This is a genomic window from Pseudoalteromonas phenolica (assembly GCF_005876835.1).
Taxonomy (GTDB): Bacteria; Pseudomonadota; Gammaproteobacteria; order Enterobacterales; family Alteromonadaceae; genus Pseudoalteromonas; species Pseudoalteromonas phenolica_B.
Genome location: NZ_PPSW01000022.1, coordinates 13,102 through 31,194, shown reverse-complemented (window position 1 = coordinate 31,194; position 18,093 = coordinate 13,102). Strand labels below are relative to the sequence as shown.

Annotated in this window: 18 protein-coding genes; 14 read left to right on the top strand and 4 right to left on the bottom strand. The window is 39.7% G+C overall.

Features of this window, described 5'->3' with window-relative positions; all coding sequences use genetic code 11:
* Positions 1-69: 69 nt before the first annotated feature.
* From lrp to rmf, 7 genes are all read left to right on the top strand, one after another.
* Entirely contained in the window at positions 70-549 is a 480-nt protein-coding gene (gene lrp, locus C1E24_RS13475; RefSeq protein WP_138482260.1) for a leucine-responsive transcriptional regulator Lrp, read from the top strand.
* 158 nt (positions 550-707) lie between these two features.
* Complete coding sequence (locus C1E24_RS13470; RefSeq protein WP_138482259.1) at positions 708-3,317, top strand: DNA translocase FtsK; 2,610 nt, start codon at positions 708-710, stop codon at positions 3,315-3,317.
* A complete protein-coding gene (gene lolA, locus C1E24_RS13465; RefSeq protein ID WP_240722019.1) occupies positions 3,318-3,950 on the top strand; it encodes an outer membrane lipoprotein chaperone LolA in 633 nt (210 codons plus the stop codon). It begins immediately after the preceding gene.
* A gap of 5 nt (positions 3,951-3,955) precedes the next feature.
* The gene (locus C1E24_RS13460) at positions 3,956-5,293 is read left to right on the top strand and encodes a replication-associated recombination protein A (RefSeq protein WP_138482257.1); all 1,338 of its coding nucleotides are present in this window, start codon (positions 3,956-3,958) and stop codon (positions 5,291-5,293) included.
* A complete protein-coding gene (gene crcB / locus C1E24_RS13455) occupies positions 5,286-5,666 on the top strand; it encodes a fluoride efflux transporter CrcB (RefSeq protein ID WP_058029743.1) in 381 nt (126 codons plus the stop codon). Before C1E24_RS13460 ends, crcB begins: the two co-directional genes overlap by 8 nt.
* A gap of 7 nt (positions 5,667-5,673) precedes the next feature.
* Positions 5,674-6,975: a serine--tRNA ligase gene (serS, locus tag C1E24_RS13450; protein ID WP_138482255.1), complete on the top strand. Its 1,302-nt coding sequence runs from the start codon at positions 5,674-5,676 to the stop codon at positions 6,973-6,975.
* Positions 6,976-7,474: 499 nt separating this feature from the next.
* On the top strand, positions 7,475-7,645 hold the full coding sequence (gene rmf / locus C1E24_RS13445) for a ribosome modulation factor (protein WP_058029745.1): 171 nt from the start codon (positions 7,475-7,477) through the stop codon (positions 7,643-7,645).
* Between the two features lie 81 nt (positions 7,646-7,726).
* Here rmf and fabA read toward each other — a convergent pair whose 3' ends face one another.
* Positions 7,727-8,242 carry a bifunctional 3-hydroxydecanoyl-ACP dehydratase/trans-2-decenoyl-ACP isomerase gene (gene fabA / locus C1E24_RS13440; protein ID WP_138482253.1) on the bottom strand — a complete coding sequence of 172 codons (516 nt, stop codon included), beginning with the start codon at positions 8,240-8,242 and terminating at the stop codon, positions 7,727-7,729.
* 200 nt (positions 8,243-8,442) lie between these two features.
* Between fabA and C1E24_RS13435 the strand changes: the two genes are divergently transcribed.
* From C1E24_RS13435 to C1E24_RS13425, 3 genes are read left to right on the top strand one after another with little or no spacing between them, the layout of a single operon-like run.
* Entirely contained in the window at positions 8,443-9,300 is an 858-nt protein-coding gene (locus tag C1E24_RS13435) for a 6-carboxytetrahydropterin synthase (RefSeq protein WP_138482251.1), read from the top strand.
* Entirely contained in the window at positions 9,293-10,111 is an 819-nt protein-coding gene (locus C1E24_RS13430) for a M23 family metallopeptidase (protein WP_138482249.1), read from the top strand. The genes C1E24_RS13435 and C1E24_RS13430 overlap by 8 nt, the downstream gene beginning before the upstream one ends.
* Before the next feature lie 8 nt (positions 10,112-10,119).
* Entirely contained in the window at positions 10,120-10,551 is a 432-nt protein-coding gene (locus tag C1E24_RS13425; RefSeq protein WP_138482247.1) for an acyl-CoA thioesterase, read from the top strand.
* A gap of 28 nt (positions 10,552-10,579) precedes the next feature.
* On the opposite strand, the gene C1E24_RS13420 is transcribed toward C1E24_RS13425, so the two are convergent.
* The 3 genes from C1E24_RS13420 to bioA all read right to left on the bottom strand — a co-directional run bounded on the left by C1E24_RS13420 (position 10,580) and on the right by bioA (position 14,297).
* Positions 10,580-11,419 carry an HDOD domain-containing protein gene (locus C1E24_RS13420; protein ID WP_138482245.1) on the bottom strand — a complete coding sequence of 280 codons (840 nt, stop codon included), beginning with the start codon at positions 11,417-11,419 and terminating at the stop codon, positions 10,580-10,582.
* A gap of 125 nt (positions 11,420-11,544) precedes the next feature.
* The gene (locus C1E24_RS13415; RefSeq protein ID WP_138482243.1) at positions 11,545-12,882 is read right to left on the bottom strand and encodes a KamA family radical SAM protein; all 1,338 of its coding nucleotides are present in this window, start codon (positions 12,880-12,882) and stop codon (positions 11,545-11,547) included.
* 119 nt (positions 12,883-13,001) lie between these two features.
* Positions 13,002-14,297 (bottom strand): adenosylmethionine--8-amino-7-oxononanoate transaminase, encoded by a 1,296-nt coding sequence (bioA, locus tag C1E24_RS13410; RefSeq protein WP_138482241.1) that lies wholly within the window; start codon positions 14,295-14,297, stop codon positions 13,002-13,004.
* A 123-nt stretch (positions 14,298-14,420) separates the two neighbouring features.
* Between bioA and bioB the strand changes: the two genes are divergently transcribed.
* The 4 genes from bioB to bioD are packed head-to-tail and all read left to right on the top strand — an operon-like array spanning position 14,421 to position 18,048.
* Complete coding sequence (bioB, locus tag C1E24_RS13405) at positions 14,421-15,455, top strand: biotin synthase BioB (RefSeq protein ID WP_138482239.1); 1,035 nt, start codon at positions 14,421-14,423, stop codon at positions 15,453-15,455.
* 3 nt (positions 15,456-15,458) lie between these two features.
* Complete coding sequence (locus C1E24_RS13400; RefSeq protein WP_138482237.1) at positions 15,459-16,607, top strand: aminotransferase class I/II-fold pyridoxal phosphate-dependent enzyme; 1,149 nt, start codon at positions 15,459-15,461, stop codon at positions 16,605-16,607.
* Positions 16,604-17,365, top strand: coding sequence for a methyltransferase domain-containing protein (locus C1E24_RS13395; RefSeq protein ID WP_138482236.1), 762 nt, complete (start codon positions 16,604-16,606; stop codon positions 17,363-17,365). Before C1E24_RS13400 ends, C1E24_RS13395 begins: the two co-directional genes overlap by 4 nt.
* The gene (gene bioD / locus C1E24_RS13390; RefSeq protein WP_138482234.1) at positions 17,365-18,048 is read left to right on the top strand and encodes a dethiobiotin synthase; all 684 of its coding nucleotides are present in this window, start codon (positions 17,365-17,367) and stop codon (positions 18,046-18,048) included. The genes C1E24_RS13395 and bioD overlap by 1 nt, the downstream gene beginning before the upstream one ends.
* Positions 18,049-18,093: the final 45 nt, after the last annotated feature.

The following is an 18,093-nucleotide window of genomic DNA, read 5'->3' as shown; positions in this document are numbered from 1 at the left end:
TTTTTGGTGTATCTTCTAGATATAAATTCTAAAAAGCATCGTATGGCAGATTAAAACTCTGGAAAGCACATGTACCAACAGTTAGATCGAATAGACAGAAACATTTTAGTAGAACTTCAGAAAGATGGCAGACTTTCAAATGTAGAGTTAGCAAGGAGGATAGGACTTAGTGCAACGCCCTGTTTAGAACGTGTAAAAAAGCTAGAGCGAGAAGGCTACATAAAAGGGTATAAAGCAGTTGTTGACCCGGCAAAGTTAGGTCAGGGGCTGTTAGTTTATGTAGAAGTAACAGTCAATAAGAATAGCCCAGATGTATTCGATAAGTTCAATCAGGCAGTTAGACAGCATGATGAAATAATAGAATGTCACTTAGTGTCAGGTAATTTTGATTTTTTACTAAAAACACGAGTAACAGATATGTCTGAGTATCGAGGTGTTTTGGGCGACATACTGCTGCAATTACCAAATGTAAGTGAAAGTCGCACTTATGTTGTTATGGAAGAGGTAAAAGGGGAGCTCGGAGAAGTAATAAAACCCTGTGAAGCTTAGTTATTTCTTGGTATTGTTAGATTTATTATAAAAGCGTACTTAAGCGCTTATTCAGATAGAAAAGATTTTAATATCCAAAAGTTTAGATTTACCAAAAAAGCATCAATAGCACTCAATAAAAAATCTAAACCAAGGCAAACTAGGGGTGAACGCACTTTATGCGTCTTAATGGAATTCAAAGGCTACTTGAAACTGGCCTGATCGTCAGCACATTCACTGCATTATTTACTTTATGTGCCTTGATAAGCTTTGACCCATCTGATCCTGCTTGGTCTCAAACAGGTGAATATCTTGAAGTAAAAAATATCACAGGCACAGCAGGTGCGTGGGTTGCTGATATATTACTAGTTAGTTTTGGCTGGATGGCGTTTTTAGTGCCTGCAGCCATTCAATTGGCTGGGTATTTACTGTTTAAGAAGCCACACAAGTTATTTCACCTTGATTATGTCACTCTAGCTCTAAGACTGATTGGTCTAGTTTTGTTTGTATCTTCAGCAAGTGCCATAAGCAGCATTAACTTTGATGATATCTATCATGTGTCTTCAGGCGGATTTATTGGTGACGTCGTTCGTGATGCGATGATCCCAGCATTTAAATTCACGGGCACTTCAATCATTTTATTGTGCTTTTTCTTTGCAGGGTTAACCTTAATGACAGGGGTGTCATGGGTTGAGTTTGTTGATTACATCGGTGAAAAGGTTATTCAAGTTTGTCGTTTATTATTCAACAAGTTCCAAGACATCCAAAAAAATAAGCAAGTACAGCCTGTCGTTAGACAAGAAACTCAAGTTCAGTTAGATGAAATGACAACTCTTGAAGATACGTCAGATAAAACCGAAGTCACCTATGCTGAATCTGAAATTACTTCTCAACAATCGCAAGAGCAAAAACCAATTGCGAAATTAAAAGACAGACTATTTACAAACAAAACAGAGTCAGAAACAAATCTAGACACTGAAAGCAAAGCAATAAAAAGTGAACCTACACTTGATAAATCAAACTTAGATAATCCTCGAGCAGATATATTTGATGAATTAGATGACATTCTAGAGCAAGAAATAAACTTTTCAGCTATTGATGATGACGATTTTGATGCCTCTAGCGCTTTACAAGGATTAGACGATGCACCTGTTGTAGCTCAAGAGCAAGAAACCAGGGTTCAGTCTCCAGCAAGACCGCTTAAGCCAAGAAATGACCCAGAAAAAACGGTTTTCGTGCCAGAGCCAACAGCGAAAGAAAAGTTTGAAGAATTACTGAATGCTGAGCCGCCAAAAAATCCACTTCCTTCACTCGATTTATTAGACAGGCCTGATAAACAGAAAAACCCTATATCAAAAGAAGAATTGGATGCCGTATCTCGTCTTGTTGAAGTTAAGCTGCTGGATTTTAATATTCAAGCGAGTGTAGTGGGGGTGTACCCTGGTCCCGTTGTCACGCGATTTGAGCTCGATTTAGCACCGGGTATTAAAGTTGCGAAAATCACCGGTCTTGCAAAAGATTTAGCTCGTTCGTTATCTGCAGTCAGTGTTCGTGTTGTAGAAGTAATCCCAGGTAAAACCTATGTTGGTCTTGAACTACCAAACAAACACAGAGAAATTGTACGCCTTTCAGAAGTAATTAACGCCCCTAAATTTGAACAAAACCCATCGCCATTGACCATGGTTTTAGGTAAAGACATTGCTGGTGAGCCTGTGGTTGCAGATTTAGGCAAAATGCCGCATTTATTAGTTGCTGGTACAACGGGTTCAGGTAAATCTGTTGGTGTAAATGTCATGATTTTGAGCTTGCTCTACAAGTCACCGCCAGAAGATGTGCGTATGATCATGATAGACCCGAAAATGCTTGAACTTTCTGTCTATGAAGGTATTCCGCACTTACTATGTGAGGTTGTCACAGACATGAAAGAAGCATCAAATGCACTGCGATGGTGTGTTGGCGAAATGGAACGCCGTTACAAACTCATGTCAGCACTTGGTGTTCGTAACTTAAAAGGTTACAACCAAAAAGTGCTTGCGGCCAAAGAAGCGGGTCAACCAATATTAGATCCGCTGTTCAAAGACACAGATGGTATGGCGAATGAGCCTGAAGAGCTTGATAAACTGCCAAGTATCGTTGTTGTGATTGACGAGTTTGCTGACATGATGATGATTGTCGGTAAGAAAGTTGAAGAGTTGATTGCGCGTATAGCACAAAAAGCACGTGCTGCAGGTATTCACTTAGTGCTTGCAACACAAAGACCGTCTGTTGATGTTATTACAGGTCTTATCAAAGCGAATATTCCAACTCGTATGGCTTTCCAAGTATCAAGTAAAATCGACTCTCGTACCATTTTAGATCAGCAAGGTGCAGAAAACTTACTTGGCATGGGTGACATGCTGTATTTACCGCCGGGCACCAGCGTACCAATTCGTGTTCACGGCGCGTTTGTTGATGACCATGAAGTGCATGCTGTTGTAAGCGACTGGAAAGCCCGCGGTAAGCCCAATTACATTGAAGAAATCTTATGTGGTGATGCCACTGAAGATATTTTATTACCGGGTGAAACACCAGAAGGTGGCGACGATGAGTCTGACCCACTTTATGACGAAGCTGTTAGCTTTGTTATTGAATCAGGCAAGGTGTCTGTTTCGAGTGTGCAACGTAAGCTTCGTGTCGGTTATAACCGAGCTGCTCGTTTAGTTGAACAAATGGAAGCGTCAGGTGTCGTAAGTTCACCAGGGCACAATGGTGCTCGAGAAGTATTAGTCCCTAAAGGGGGAGTAAATTAAATGATGAAAAAAACACTATTAACAAGTTTAATCGGTTTGTCTTCGATGTTTTTGTCACAAGCCGCATTTGCAGATGCTGCAATTGAACTTAAAGCTAAACTCTCTGAAATGACGACGTTTAAAGCGAGTTTTAATCAAAAAGTAACGGATCAGCAAGGTGAAGTATTACAAACTGGCTCGGGTAACTTAGCGCTAGCACAGCCTTTAAGAATTCATTGGCAACAGCAAGAGCCTGACTCAACCATGTTGGTTTCTGATGGTCATCGTGCTTATTATTACGATGAATTTGCAGAGCAAGTGACCATTATGGCCAGTCTTAATCTGATCGAAACAACGCCTTTTGTTTTATTAACTACAAATGCTAAAACACAATGGGAAAAGTATCAGGTTTCTAAGACTAAAGATAATTACAAAATCATCCCCAAATCGACAACAGACTCGCAAGTAGAGTCGTTAGAATTACAGTTTAATACTGATAAACAACTTTCAAAAATATTGGTGGTGGATTTATCAGGTCAATTAACTGAGTTTAAATTCTCAGATATCAAATTGAACGGTACTTTAAATAGTGACCTGTTTAATTTTACCATTCCTGAACATGTTGTAATTGACGACCAAACACAAAGTGAATAGTTTTTGTGAGTAATTTAGGATTTGATTTTGGCAACGATGTTAAGCCATTGGCCGCAAGAATGCGGCCAACACAGTTAGAAGACTATATCGGCCAATCACATATATTAGCCGCTGATAAACCCTTATATAAAGCCATACTGTTTGGCAGAGCACATAGTCTAATCGTTTGGGGGCCGCCAGGCGTTGGCAAAACTACCATTGCTGAAATAATTGCTAACCATGCCAATGCGCGTATTCAGCACTTATCTGCTGTGACTTCAGGTGTAAAAGAAATCCGTGAAGCAGTGCTAGAAGCTAAACAAAACCTCAGTATGGGACAAAGAACTTTATTGTTTGTTGACGAAGTTCATAGATTTAATAAGTCTCAACAAGATGCTTTTTTACCTCACATTGAAGATGGTACTTTTATTTTTATTGGTGCCACTACTGAAAACCCAAGTTTCGCCCTTAATAACGCGATTCTATCGCGGGCACGTGTTTACACCTTAAAGGCTTTAGCCGATGAAGAACTTGTACAGGTATTAAAACGCGCGATTACTAAAGATGAGACACTATCAAAGCTTCAAATAACAATTTCAGATGCGCAACTTATGCAAATTGCACAAGTCAGTAGTGGCGATGCGCGTAAAGCTTTAAATCTACTTGAACAAGCTATTGAATTATCTGACCAACATGGCCAAGTGGTTATTACTTCTGATGTACTTAGTCAGCTATTGCCTTCTCATTTTGCAAAATATGATAAAGGGGGAGACTTATTCTACGACCTGATCTCAGCGTTTCATAAATCAGTTAGGGGGAGCGATCCAGATGCTGCGCTTTATTGGTATTGTAGAATCCTAGCCGGTGGTGGCGACCCACTTTATGTTGCAAGACGCCTTTTAGCCATCGCCACCGAAGATATTGGTAATGCTGATCCAAGAGCAATGCAAGTGGCATTAAATGCGTGGGATATATTTCAACGCGTCGGGCCCAGTGAAGGCGAGAGGGCTATTGCACAGGCAACAATTTATCTTGCCAGTGCAGCAAAAAGTAACGCAGTTTATATGGCATTTAATCAAGCCAAACAAGATGCAGCAACCGACCCAGATCACCAAGTGCCCGTTCACTTACGCAATGCACCGACAAAGCTCATGAAAGAGCTAGGTTATGGTGATGAATATCGATATGCCCATAATGAAGAAGGGGCATTTGCCGCAGGTGAAAATTACTTTCCTGAAGAAATCAAAGACAGGCAATATTATGTGCCCTCTGAACGCGGCTTAGAAAAGCAGATCAAAGATAAGCTTGAATATTTAAAGTCATTAAATCAAATGAGCGTGAACAAAAGATATTCAAATGATTAAAATGTACCTCTCAATTGCACTTGGAGGCGCACTTGGTGCGTGTTTAAGGTTTTTTATTAGTGATACAATGCTTAAACTGCTGGGTAGGGGATTCCCATTTGGCACTTTGACCGTTAATATAATCGGTTCATTATTATTGGGAGTTGTATTTGGCTTACTTGAAAAACAAGTACTCGCGGTAAGCCCTTATAAGTCACTTATTGTGATTGGTTTCTTAGGTGCATTAACAACTTTCTCTACATTCTCGATGGACTCTTTGTTGCTACTTCAACAAGGGCAAATTGTGAAGATGATTCTCAATATCACCTTAAATGTGGTGTTATGTATTTTTATGGCTTGGTTAGGCCTTAACTTAGTCATGCAAAAAGGTTAAAAGCAAAATGTTAGATTCAAAATATTTACGTCAGGATATTGCTGAAGCAGCAGCTCGACTAGCTAAACGTGGCTTTGAGCTTGATGTTGATGCGATTAATGCTTTAGAAGAGCAACGCAAAGCGCTTCAAACAAAAACACAAGAATTACAAAGCGAAAGAAACAGCCGCTCCAAAGCAATTGGTCAAGCTAAAGCAAAAGGCGAAGATATTCAGCCACTACTAGATGCTGTTGCTAACTTAGGCGATCAACTTACAGCGGCTAAGAACGAACAAGACGAAATTTTAGCTAAGCTAAATAATATCGCTTTAACTTTACCTAACTTACCTGCTGAAGATGTGCCAGCAGGCAGTGATGAAAGTGAAAATGTTGAAATCATCAAATGGGGTGAACCTAAGCAGTATGATTTTGAAGTTAAAGATCACGTAGATTTAGGTGAAGCGCTTGATAAAGGCTTAGACTTTGAAACCGGTGTTAAACTAACAGGCTCTCGCTTCACTGTAATGCGTGGTGGTGTTGCGCGTATGCACCGTGCACTAGTTCAATTTATGCTTGATACACACGCTGATAAGCATGGATACACAGAAATGTACGTGCCTTACCTTGTAAACAAAGACAGCTTGCTAGGCACAGGTCAGTTACCTAAGTTCGCAGGTGATTTATTCCACACTAAAGGTTTAATCAACGACGATGGTGAAGAGCAAGAAGGTTTCAGCTTAATTCCAACGGCTGAAGTTCCGCTTACAAACTGTGCACGTGATGAAATCTTTGATGAAAAAGAACTTCCAATCAGAATGACAGCGCACACGCCTTGTTTCAGAAGCGAAGCGGGTAGTTACGGCCGTGATACACGTGGTTTAATTCGTCAACACCAGTTCGATAAAGTAGAGCTTGTGCAACTTGTAAAACCAGAAGACTCAATGGCGGCGCTTGAAAAGCTAACTGGTCACGCTGAATATATTTTACAAGCATTAGAGTTACCGTATAGAAAAGTCGTGTTATGTACTGGTGATATGGGCTTTGGTGCAACAAAAACATACGATCTAGAAGTATGGTTACCAGCGCAAGATACTTATCGTGAAATTTCATCTTGCTCAAACATGTGGGATTTCCAAGCACGTCGTATGCAAGCGCGTTTCCGTCGTCAAGGTGAGAAGAAGCCTGAACTACTTCATACATTAAATGGTTCTGGTTTAGCTGTTGGCCGTACGTTAGTAGCAATTTTAGAAAATTATCAACAAGCTGACGGTTCAATCGTGGTACCAGAAGTATTACGTCAATACATGGGTGGTTTAGAAGTCATTAACTAAGACTTCTTTCAATCACTGTTTATACGATCAAGGTCGCTTTGTTGCGGCCTTTTTTGTGTCTGTAAGATACTAAAAAATAGGCACTTTATTTAGGCAAATAATTACAGTGAAATGACAATGTTAATTTTCAGTAATTTTAAATTTTTTATTTATAAATTTTTATTTATTGAAGTTAAATCTTAAATATCAATGTTTGTTTGCTTAAATTATTCTTAATTGGCTTGAGCTAATTTTAATTGTGTAAATTATATTGCAGCTATATGAAGAATATGTTTTATTAGGTTCCAAGGGTTGGCCAATCCTGCTTTTATGAAGCGTTAAAGTCATTTCTTTAACCGTCTTCGTGTTCTCGTATTTACAAAATTAGACTTTATAAAACATGCATCATTTTAATTTGAGCGTAAAGGCTAATAACATTTGAATTTTACGTTTTTATTAACTATTCATTAAATGTTGCAATGTTTTGCAGTGTTAATAAACAAAAGGTGAGGATTTACCTATGAAGAGACAAAAGCGTGATCGATTAGAAAGAGCACATTCCCAAGGATATAAAGCAGGTTTAGCAGGACGCTCAAAAGAACTTTGTCCATATCAACAATTAGAATCTAGATCAGAATGGTTAGGCGGGTGGCGAGAAGCCATTGATGACCGCAATATGTTTAAAACTTAATATACAGAGAATAGAGAATTTAATACAACAAAGCCCTCAATTGAGGGCTTTGTTGTTAGAGCAAAGTACTTATAACTTTAACTAGAAAGCGCTTGTATCTTGGAAAAGACCTACTTTAAGATCTTTTGCTTCATAGATAACGCGACCATCTACTTCAACTGTACCGTCAGCCATACCCATGAATAATTTACGTTTAATTACACGCTTCATATCTACACGGTAAGTCACTTTTTTAGCCGTTGGTAAGATTTGACCTGTGAATTTAACTTCGCCAACACCTAGTGCACGACCAAGACCAGGGCCACCAGACCAACCTAAGAAAAAGCCAACGATCTGCCACATTGCGTCTAGACCAAGACAACCAGGCATTACAGGGTCGCCTTTAAAGTGACAATCGAAGAACCAAAGGCTAGGGTCAATGTCTAACTCAGCGATAATTTGACCTTTGCCAAACTCACCACCGTCATCGTTGATCTCAATGATGCGATCCATCATTAGCATGTTGTCACTTGGTAAACGGCAGTTGCCTTCACCAAACATTTCACCACGACCACATAGGATCAATTCTTCTTTTGTGTAGCTGTTCTTTGGTTCCATAGTATTAATACTTTTTCTTCAAAATAAAATTCAGGCTACTTTAGCTTACAGATGTACGCCAAACAACTCTGAACAGTTGATTATTGTTAATATTTTAAATATTTAAGCATTTTTATATGACAACTTGCATCAACTTGGGCGATTTTTAGAATACATTTCTTTATAATGATTCTTGTTAACTTAGTTCATTTTGGATCGACATGATTTTATTCGTAGACGCTTTAACTGTTATTGATTTTTCTTACTTTTGTAATAAAAGAGGGCCGGTAGGTGAAAGTTGGATTGCTGACTTAACACTTCATGGAGACTTGAATGATGAATCTATGGTCTTAGATTTTGCACTTGTAAAAAAACAGATTAAACGCATTATCGATGACACAATCGACCATAAGCTTGCAATACCTGCAGGTTTGAATGGTATGTACAGTATTGAAAACGAACAAGTGAAGTTAGATGCACAATTCGGTGACGAACAGCACATTGCGATGTATGCACCAGAGCAAGCTATTTGCTTAATTGATGCTGAAACAGTGAACGAGCAATCAGTGATAGCCTTCTTGAAGCAACAAATTATGCCTAAGATGCCTGAAAACGTAAAAGACATCGATATTGAGCTTCGTCCAGAACAAACGTCTAGCTTTTATTACCACTATAGCCACGGTTTAAAAAAGCACGATGGTAATTGTCAGCGCATCGTTCACGGTCACCGCTCGTTGATTGGTATTAGCCTGGATAACATTCCTATGCCTCGTCTCCAAAAAGAATGGTCACGTAAATGGGAAGACATTTACCTTGGCTCTGAAGAAGACTTGATTGATAACTCAGAACTAAAACATATTAAAGCTTTAGATTCTGATTACGCGTTTGCATACACCTCTACACAGGGTTACTTTGAATTAGCAATTAGTAAAGCGCGTTGTGATCTTTTGCCTTGTGATACAACAGTGGAATGTATTGCAGATTATTTGGCAACAGAAATTAAAAAAGCGCACCCCGACAATGCAGTGAAAGTAAAAGCATTTGAGGGCGTAGGCAAAGGAGCTATTGCATATGTTTAAAGCTGCATTGTTCGCTTTAGTTAGTTTGACTGCCAGTGTTAGTTCAATGGCATTAGAGCTTAAAGGCAGTCTAACGCAAGGCGGTATGATCATTGGTAAGCTAGACAAGCCTAACTCGGTCTATTTTAATGGCAAAGCATTAAAAATAACCAAAGACGGAGAGTTTGTGTTCGGCTTCGGTCGAGATGCAGATACTAAACACTCGCTTACTTGGGTTGACCAAAACGGTAAACATCATAATCAAGACATTGTGATCACTAAGCGCGAATATAAAATCGATCGAATTACGGGTGTTGAGAAGAAATACGTCTCACCACCTGACTCAGTACTTGCTCGCATTAAAGATGATGCAAAGCGAGTACGAGCTGCGCGAGCTGGTGCATCTAACTTTACTTATTTTAAAGATACCGTTTTACGTCCAGCCAAAGGCCGTATTTCGGGTGTATATGGCAGTCAGCGCTTCTTTAATGGCAAACCTAGAAACCCACATTTTGGTTTAGACATTGCCAATAAAACGGGCACGCCAGTTTGGGCACCACTTGCGGGAAAAGTGGTTATGGCAGATCCTGAACTATACTATAGCGGCGGCACAGTGATCATCGACCATGGTCATGGGATCACATCAACCTATATTCACCTAAATAAAATACACGTAAAGGTTGGAGATAAAGTAAAAGTCGGTGATCATTTTGCAGATATAGGCGCCACAGGCCGTGTAACAGGCCCCCATTTAGACTGGCGATTCAATTGGTTTAATGAACGTCTTGATCCGGCATTATTAATGACAGATAAATTAGCAAATACTAAGTAGTAACTTAAATGAATGATATTGAAAAACAAGCAGTGATTGAGCAACGCATTAAAGAGTCTATTACGTCTGTAACTAAGACTGTTTTTCCTGGACGTACAAATCACCACAATACCTTATTCGGTGGTGATGCACTGGCTTGGATGGATGAAGTTGCTTTTATTGCAGCAACACGTTTTTGTCGCAAGCCTCTCGTTACTATTTCATCAGATAGAGTGGATTTTAAAGAAGCTATTCCGGCGGGTACTTTCGCTGAATTAGTAGCAACTGTATCTCATGTTGGTAATACAAGCTTAAAAGTGGATGTTAATATCTTCCTAGAGCGCATGCACAAAGATGACAAACACTTAGCTATTTCAGGCAGCTTTACCTTTGTTGCTGTTGATGATAATCACAGACCAACGCCAGTTGTATGTGAAAATATGCTTAAAGGCTTTAAATAGCACTTATGTTATGAGGGCGCTTTGGCTCTCATATTTCATCTGTAATTTCTTCGATAATACTAAATAACTGCTCTTCTTCCATATCTAGATGATCTATAACGTCATCCATGATGTTTTGCCATTCACCATTTATTTCACTTGGTTGCTCTTTCAAAAAAGCACAGTGCCTTGAGAGTTTGAGAATACACAGTAAGTCTAAGCCGACTTTATCCAATTCTTCTGATTGGAATAAGCCATCGGTGTCATGTTGGTAGTAAATAATGTTAATCATGACTTTTGGTAAGCGCCATTGTTGCGCGAGTAAAGCACCAATGGTCGCGTGATTTGTCTGGTATTTTTCAAACTGCAATTTGGCCGCATCATCCCAACTGTTTTCATTTGCATAAGACATAACATCTTCAAAATCGTCAAAATGCTGATTCAAAATTGCCACACCAACACCGTGAAAAAGCGCAAGCATATAAGCATGATTAGACAAGGCCGGTTTTTCTAGTTTCATTGCAACTATACTGGCAACATGCGCTATATCTGTTTGCACATCCCAAAATTTAGCCATTGTTGGATCTGTGCCAACAGCAGCTTTAACCGCGACGGCCTTAACTAAGGGGACTAATCTCTTTAAGCCTAAGATCATAATGGCTTGATCGATTGATTCTATTTCTTTTGCGCGTCGAAAAGCGCTTGAATTGACGACTTGAAGTATAGCTGCACAGATCCCAACATCGTCTTGTAGAATTTCAGATACACGAGAAATGTTTGGCTCTGGCTTTTTAGTTTCTTCAGAAAACTTTATCAGTGCCTCAGGCCTTGGTGGAATTGAAACACTTCGTAGAATTATCTTTTCTTCATTGGTTAATGATATTGGCATACCATAACTCCAATTTAATTAACTATTTAAATCATAGTTTATGGCTCGGAAAAGTGGTATCGAATTGAAAGGTAGGAGTGGAAAAAGAATTGCGTAGCTAACTACGCAATTCATATTTAACTTATTTACATTGCTTCGTATTCTTCTTGCCAGAAGAACTTTTCTTCACCGAAAGCAGGAACGAGTCCATCAAGCCAAGTTGCTTCTTCATCGTATTTTGCAAAGAAAGGACGTTGAACCCACTCAGGGTTACGCGCTTGGATAAAGCGAAGTACAAATACTTTTTCACCTGCAATTTCAGTAACACCTGATACTTCAACTTTACCAGGGCCTGCACTCATCGAAGGGCCACGTACTGTTCTACTTACACCTGAAACTTGTTTGTAAGCATCACGGAAAATTTCCCAAGTTTTGTACAATGGTAATTCGAAGTAGCGCTTAGCACCAGTATCACGCTCAATGAACATATAGTAAGGGATCATGCCCATTTGAGTTTGTTCTTTCCACATCTCAGCCCACATATCTGAATCAACGTTTAAGTTGTTTAATAGTGGAGCCTGTGTACGGATCTGCGCGCCAGTTTTACGAATAAGCTTTATTGCTTCACGGCTAATCTCTGTACGTAATTCTTGTTTATGGTTAACGTGCGCCATAATTGAAACATGTTTGCCAGCATCTACAAGCTCTTTTAATAATGCTAATAGGTCTTGCGCATCTGGATCAGTAACGTAACGGAATGGCCAGAATGTTAAAGACTTAGTACCAATACGAATAGTCTTGATGTGATCAAAGCGCGGCTCTTTTAGTGCTTCTAGGTACTTACGTAACTTCACAGTTCGCATAACCATAGGGTCGCCACCCGTCATTAGCAAGTCGGTTACTTCTTTGTGTTCAGCAAGGTAGTTGTGCAGTAAGTCTTCATCGTTATTGTTAAAGCGCGTTGCTTTGCCTACGAATTGCGCCCAACGGAAACAGAAAGTACAGTAAGAATGGCAATATTGACCTTGAGCAGGGAAGAACAACACAGTTTCTTTGTATTTGTGTTGGATACCTTCAACTTGCTCACCCTCAAAGGTTGGCACATTTTTATCCATTTGCCCTGCAGGGTGCGGGTTCAATTTTTGTCTGATTTTTGTAGCCAGATCGAAAACTTGCTCAGGCGTATGCTCTTCTCTTAATAAGGCAGCCATTTCATCATATGACTCGTCATCAAGCATGCCACGTTGAGGGAAAGTTAATTGGAATACCGGATCATTAGGTACTTTATCCCAATCAATCAGTTCTTCAATCACGTAATTATTTACACGGAAAGGAAAAACATTGGCGACAACGCGCATCTCAAAGCGTAAATGCTCAGGAAGTTGATGAAGTTGTTCAATCTTATCTATCTGACGATGTTGATAAACATTGAATTTAGGTGGTACATAAGCTTCTGCTGGCTGCAATTGGACGGTTTGCTGCATATGTTAGTTTACTCTACTTCTAATTACATAAAGCGCAGTAGTCTAACAAATTAATAGTTATGTTTCAGCGTTATTTGTATCAGTTCGAACAAATAACGCTAAGTTTATGATTATAAGCTTTAGTATTCTTCTGTGTTGATAGCTTGGTGAATTGCATTGCATAAAGCCATTATGTCGCTATCTGAGCTGATATAAGGTGGCATTATATAAATCAGCTTGCCAAATGGTCTGATCCAAACCTTATGTTCTCTAATAAAATACTTTTGAATTTTTGCGACATTGACAGAGCGATTGACTTGTACGACACCAATACCACCTAATACTCTAACATCTTCAACAGCATCTAATTTAGAACATTGAGATAAGTGAGTATTCATTGTCTGTTCGATACGATTAATCTGTGAAAGCCAATCGTTTTCATCTAACAGGTCTAAACTTGCATTAGCAGCAGAGCATGCAAGCGGATTACCCATAAATGTTGGTCCGTGCATTAACACGCCGGCTTCGCCTTGACTGATCCCAACAGCAACTTCTTCTGTTGCAAGAGTCGCAGATAACGTCATCGCACCACCAGTCAACCCTTTACCAATACACATAATATCGGGGCTGATATTTGCATGTTCACAGGCAAACATTTTTCCTGTTCTGCCAAAGCCAGTAGCGATTTCATCTAAAATGAGTAGTACATGATATTTGTCACACAGTGCTCTGAGTTTTTTAAGATAAGAGGGGTGATAAAAGTTCATGCCACCAGCATTTTGTACAATGGGTTCGATAATAAAAGCGGCGGCTTCATCGCTATGTTGGTCAAACACGTGTTCTAACGCTGCAAGTTCAGCTTCAATTTCGTTATCGTAAAAACCAGCTTTTGGTGCTTCGACAAAGATATGCTCAGGTAAGAAGCCCTGATACATACTATGCATTGAATTGATTGGGTCACAGACACTCATCGCTGCAAAGGTATCACCGTGATAGCCTTTTTTGGCAGTCATGAGCTTTGTTTTATTGGTTTCACCTTTACTTATCCAATATTGCAATGCCATTTTGATTGCAACTTCAACGCTCACAGAGCCGCTGTCGGCTAAAAACACTTTTTGCAAAGGCTCTGGACTTATTGCAACCAGCTTTTTACATAGCTCAACCGCAGGTGCGTGTGTGATACCGCCAAACATAACGTGGCACATTGTTTGTGCTTGTGCTTGTATTGCTGCGACTATTTTAGGGTGATTATAACCATGAATGGCACTCCACCAAGAGGCCATGCCATCGATGAGTTCTGTGCCATCATCAAGATAAAGTTTGTTCTTATCTGTATGTGTTACACCGTAAACAGGTAATGGATCACCTATAGACGTATATGGGTGCCAAATATGCTGTTTATCGAAGTTGATATCTATAGGTTGATAATTGTTCACTTGTAAACCTTTAGCTTTGCTGTGACGTTGACAATACTACGACACTCAGTAGACTAAGCCAATCACCGTCAAATCAAACGCCTAATTAATAGACAGGCTAAGAATAAAAAAGAGTATCAGATTATGGCTACAGTTCGTCACGATTGGACTTACGAAGAAGTAAAAGCACTATTTAACATGCCGTTTAACGACTTGCTATTTCAAGCGGCAAGTATTCACCGTGAGAACTTTAATCCAAACGAAGTCCAGATCTCGACCTTACTTTCAATTAAAACGGGTGCTTGTCCTGAAGACTGTAAATATTGCCCACAGTCAGCGCACTATAAAACAGACTTAGACCGTGAACGCTTAATGGAAGTAGAAAAGGTTGTTGAACAAGCGAGATTAGCGCGCGAAAAAGGCGCTACACGTTTTTGTATGGGCGCAGCATGGTCTGATCCTAAAGACAGAGACATGCCTTACATTGCTAAAATGGTACGTGAAGTAAAAGAGCTTGGTTTAGAAACCTGTATGACGCTTGGTATGCTGGATAATGAAAAGGCACACGAGCTTAGAAACGCAGGCCTTGATTACTATAATCATAACCTAGATACCTCACCTGAGTATTATGAGCAAATTATCACTACACGTACTTATCAAGACAGACTTGATACATTAGACAATGTGCGTGATGCAGGTATGAAAGTGTGCTCTGGTGGTATTGTTGGCATGGGTGAGCAAGCGGGTGACCGTTATGGTTTATTAATGCAACTTGCAAACTTACCAAAACAACCTGAAAGTGTACCAATTAATATGCTTGTAAAAGTAAAAGGTACTCCACTTGAAGACGTTGAAGATCTAGACCATTTTGAATTTATTCGCACCATCGCTACTGCGCGCATCATGATGCCGCACAGTTATGTGCGTTTATCAGCTGGTAGAACAGCAATGAATGAGCAAATGCAATCAATGTGCTTCTTCGCAGGCGCTAACTCAATTTTCTATGGTGATAAGTTACTGACTACTGAAAACCCAGAAGCCGATGCAGACATGAACTTACTTAAAAAGTTAGGTATGAATCCTGAGAAACGTCAAGACTACTCTGATGAAGCATACGAAGCCTCTTTAAGTTCAAAAATTGCTGATAAGGCAACGTCAGAGCTCTTTTACGAAGCATAGTGAATGGCTTTTGAATTTATACAAGCAGCGCTGCAGCAAAGACGAGCAGAGTCTTTGTTGCGTGCTCGCAATGTGATTGCCGATTCAAGTGACGCACGCTTTTTGACAAGCAAAGAGGGTAAGCAATATTTAAACTTTGCCAGCAATGATTATCTTGGTTTAGGGTCTAAATTAGAGTTGCAAGGTGGGCTAACAGGTAGCCGCTCATCGGCACTTGTGACAGGATACCAGCAGTGCCATAAAGATTTTGAGCTCTTACTGTGCAAACACCTTGGCTACGAGTCCGCTTTACTGTTTAGTACAGGTTTTAGTGCAAACAGCAGTGTTATTAAGTCTCTCTTTTCACAGAGCTCAAGCTCAAAAGCAGCGCTTGATTCAGCCATTTTCCAAGACAAACTTAACCACGCCAGTTTAATTGATGGTGCTTTACAATCTGATGCCAAGCATATACGTTTCAATCATAATGATATGGGGCATTTACGTCAGCGTTTAGAAAAAAGTAAAGCTTCAAATAAGTTAATTATTAGTGAAGGTGTGTTTTCAATGGATGGAGACAGCGCGCCACTACAGCAGCTTATGGAATTAAAACAGCAACACAATGCTTGGCTTATGTTAGATGATGCACACAGCTTTGGTGTATTGGGCGAACATGGTCTAGGAAGTGTAGGTCAAGGTTGCAAGCCTGAAATTCTGGTGATCACATTTGGTAAGGCAATGGCGTGTCAGGGGGCGGCTGTTTTAGCAAGTAAATCTGTCATCGACTTTTTACTTCAGTTTAATCGTGATTATATTTACTCGACGTCTATGTCACCGCTTATGGTTCAAGCTGCAGAGCAGCAGTTTTTACGTGTACTTGAAGCAAGTGAGCAGAGACAGCACTTGTTTAGCAATATTGCGTTATTCAAGCAGCTTTGTTTTGATCAAAACATACCTGTTATGCCGTCAGAGACTGCTATACAACCGGTTGTGTTAGGTAGTGCAGAAAATGCATTAAATGCACAAGCTAAGCTCAAAGAGCTTGGCATTTGGTTAACTGCAATTCGCCCACCAACAGTGCCACATAATACGTCAAGACTTAGGATAACAATTACCGCTGCACATACTCATGATGATATTGAGAAGCTTGTATCAGCCTTAAAGGTTTCAATATGATTGCAACACCCGATAAACTGTCAACGGCGAAGCAGTTTTCAAAAGCCGCAGGGCAGTACAAGCTACACGCGCATGTACAAAAGTTGGCTGCCGAATTGTTATTCTCAAGATTAAATAAGCACAGTCAAGTCATGCTTGACCTTGGCGCAGGCCCTTTACTGCATCAGCATAAACTTAAACATCATAGTGAGTGTCTAGTTGCGATGGATCTGAGTTTGGGCATGTTGTCTGAAACGCATCCTGAGAATAATGTGAATCGTGTTTGTGCAGATATGGATAAACTGCCTTTTACAGAAAACGTATTTGATGCAGTATTTTCAAATTTTGCAATTCAGTGGAGCGCTGGACCTGAAGCTTTATTTAAATCACTTTATTCAGTGTGTAAGCCAGGCTCTCAAGTTTTACTATCGACGGTTTTAGATGGTTCCTTGTCTGAAATAGCACAGGCATGGAAAGCTGTGGATGACAAACAACATATTAATGATTTTTTGAATCTAACTCAGTTAGTAAATATTGCTAATAGCGTGGGATTCAAAGTGGTGTACTCAAATCAACACTGTCTTCAAGATCACTACGACAAACCAATTAATGCCATCAAGTCGGTGAAAAATATTGGCGCAAATCATTTAACAGACTGTCAAAAAGAGCAAGGTTTACTGGGGAAAGCGGCTTATAAAAATCTATTGTCAGCTTTTCCACTACAAGATGGTAAAGCCGTTATTAGCTACCAAGTCGGTGTTTTGGAGTTAACAAAATAATGAATTCTTTTTTTATCACAGGTACCGATACTGAAGTCGGTAAAACCCATGTTACTTGTTTACTACTCAAGTTTTTGACCCAACATAAGCGCTCAGCAATTGGTTTTAAGCCTATTGCTGCCGGGGCAGAAGAAGCCTTTGGTCAACTGGTCAATGAAGACGCTTTAAACATCATGGAGTCTTCAAACGTACATGCTAAATATGACCAGATAAATCCAATTTGTTTCGAACCGCCAATCGCGCCTCATATTGCAGCGCAACGTGCAAACAAAGTAATTACACAAATAGAACTTAATCATCATTATAAAGAGATTTTATCTGTTGGTGCTGAATTTACTCTTGTAGAAGGCGCTGGTGGCTGGTCTTTGCCAATTAATGACACGGAATATTTGTCTGACTGGGTAAAAGCGCGCGAAATCCCCGTCATTTTAGTTGTTGGTATGAAGTTAGGGTGTTTGAATCACACGCTACTTACAATTCAAGCGCTCAAAGAACAAGGTGTGAAATGTGTGGGTTGGATTGCAAATGAGATTGACCCAAACATGTCGGAGTTTGATGCAAACCTAGAAAGCTTGAAAGCGCGTATTGATGCACCTTTATTGGCTGTCGCACCATTTGCAAAAAGCAAAGCAAAATTGAAAATTTATCAGGCACTAACCGATCTTTTTGCAATTAATTTGTAAGGTAAACCCTTATAGCTAGCTATTAAAGCCAGATTTAGCATTTGG

Excerpts from the sequence above, each read along its gene's own strand:
- C1E24_RS13415 (WP_138482243.1), bottom strand. The coding sequence starts at position 12,882 with ATGCAGCAAACCGTCCAATTGCAGCCAGCAGAAGCTTATGTACCACCT.
- rmf (WP_058029745.1), top strand. The coding sequence starts at position 7,475 with ATGAAGAGACAAAAGCGTGATCGATTAGAAAGAGCACATTCCCAAGGA.
- C1E24_RS13425 (WP_138482247.1), top strand. The coding sequence starts at position 10,120 with ATGAATGATATTGAAAAACAAGCAGTGATTGAGCAACGCATTAAAGAG.
- C1E24_RS13430 (WP_138482249.1), top strand. The coding sequence starts at position 9,293 with ATGTTTAAAGCTGCATTGTTCGCTTTAGTTAGTTTGACTGCCAGTGTT.
- lolA (WP_240722019.1), top strand. The coding sequence starts at position 3,318 with ATGATGAAAAAAACACTATTAACAAGTTTAATCGGTTTGTCTTCGATG.
- bioB (WP_138482239.1), top strand. The coding sequence starts at position 14,421 with ATGGCTACAGTTCGTCACGATTGGACTTACGAAGAAGTAAAAGCACTA.
- C1E24_RS13395 (WP_138482236.1), top strand. The coding sequence starts at position 16,604 with ATGATTGCAACACCCGATAAACTGTCAACGGCGAAGCAGTTTTCAAAA.
- lrp (WP_138482260.1), top strand. The coding sequence starts at position 70 with ATGTACCAACAGTTAGATCGAATAGACAGAAACATTTTAGTAGAACTT.
- C1E24_RS13435 (WP_138482251.1), top strand. The coding sequence starts at position 8,443 with ATGATTTTATTCGTAGACGCTTTAACTGTTATTGATTTTTCTTACTTT.
- C1E24_RS13470 (WP_138482259.1), top strand. The coding sequence starts at position 708 with ATGCGTCTTAATGGAATTCAAAGGCTACTTGAAACTGGCCTGATCGTC.
- serS (WP_138482255.1), top strand. The coding sequence starts at position 5,674 with ATGTTAGATTCAAAATATTTACGTCAGGATATTGCTGAAGCAGCAGCT.
- bioD (WP_138482234.1), top strand. The coding sequence starts at position 17,365 with ATGAATTCTTTTTTTATCACAGGTACCGATACTGAAGTCGGTAAAACC.
- fabA (WP_138482253.1), bottom strand. The coding sequence starts at position 8,242 with ATGGAACCAAAGAACAGCTACACAAAAGAAGAATTGATCCTATGTGGT.
- C1E24_RS13420 (WP_138482245.1), bottom strand. The coding sequence starts at position 11,419 with ATGCCAATATCATTAACCAATGAAGAAAAGATAATTCTACGAAGTGTT.
- crcB (WP_058029743.1), top strand. The coding sequence starts at position 5,286 with ATGATTAAAATGTACCTCTCAATTGCACTTGGAGGCGCACTTGGTGCG.
- C1E24_RS13400 (WP_138482237.1), top strand. The coding sequence starts at position 15,459 with ATGGCTTTTGAATTTATACAAGCAGCGCTGCAGCAAAGACGAGCAGAG.